Source organism: Mycolicibacterium bacteremicum (assembly GCF_002086115.1).
GTDB classification, from domain to species: Bacteria; Actinomycetota; Actinomycetes; order Mycobacteriales; family Mycobacteriaceae; genus Mycobacterium; species Mycobacterium bacteremicum.
On the sequence record NZ_MVHJ01000071.1, the window covers coordinates 1 to 983 of the forward strand.

The 983-nt window shown below is 64.8% G+C and carries 1 protein-coding gene; it reads right to left on the reverse strand.

All coding sequences use genetic code 11. The annotated features are described in order from the left end of the window. Nucleotides 1-149: 149 nt before the first annotated feature. On the reverse strand, nt 150-983 hold an 834-nt coding region (locus tag BST17_RS28515; RefSeq protein WP_133053619.1), incomplete at its 5' end, for an MMPL family transporter.

Below are 983 nucleotides of genomic sequence, written 5' to 3' on the forward strand. Positions count from 1 at the left end.
AAGTCCTTCTGGCCGTAGATGCCGTAGCCGTGCAACTCCTTGGCGAACGCGGAGTCCGGATCGGCCTGCGCCGGCGCCGCGCACACCAGCGTGGCACCCGCGATGACGGCGCCGATGGCGCCCAGCACGGTGGTCTTCATGATCGGCCCCTAACTCGATTCCGGTATACCCGCGCCGACCGGCTGGGTGGGTGGTTTCGGCCACGGCACCGGCTCGGGTCGCTGGCGCACCATCTGCGGCCACCAGAACCACTTACCCAACAGCGCGGCGATCGAGGGCGTCATGAACGCCCGGATGACCAGGGTGTCGAACAACAGACCCAGGCCGATCGTCGTGCCCACCTGGCCGATCACCGTCAGTTCGCTGACGGCCATCGACATCATCGTGAACGCGAACACCAGACCGGCGGAGGTCACCACCGACCCGGTGCCGCCCATGGCGCGGATGATGCCGGTGTTCAAACCTGCGTGGATCTCCTCCTTGAGGCGCGCCACCAGCAGCAGGTTGTAGTCCGCGCCCACGGCCAGCAGGATGATCACCGCCATCGCCAACACCATCCAGTGCAGCGGGATGCCGATGATGTGCTGCCAGATCAGCACGGAGATGCCGAATGCCGAGCCGAGCGAGATGAGCACCGTCCCGACAATCACGGCAGATGCCACGATGCTGCGGGTGATGATCAGCATGATGGTGAAGATCAGGCACAGCGCCGCGATCCCCGCGATCATCAGATCGTATTTGTTGCCCTCGGCCATGTCCTTGAAGGTGGCCGCGGTGCCGCCGAGGTAGATCTTGGACCCCTCCAGCGGGGTGCCCTTGATGGCCTCCTTGGCGGCGGTCTTGATGGCGTCGATATGCGAGATGCCTTCGGGGCTCAGCGGATCACCGTCGTGGCTGATGATGAATCGCACCGCATGCCCGTCCGGGGACAGGAAGTTCTTCATGCCGCGCTTGAAGTCCTCGTTCTCGAAGGTCTCCGGCGG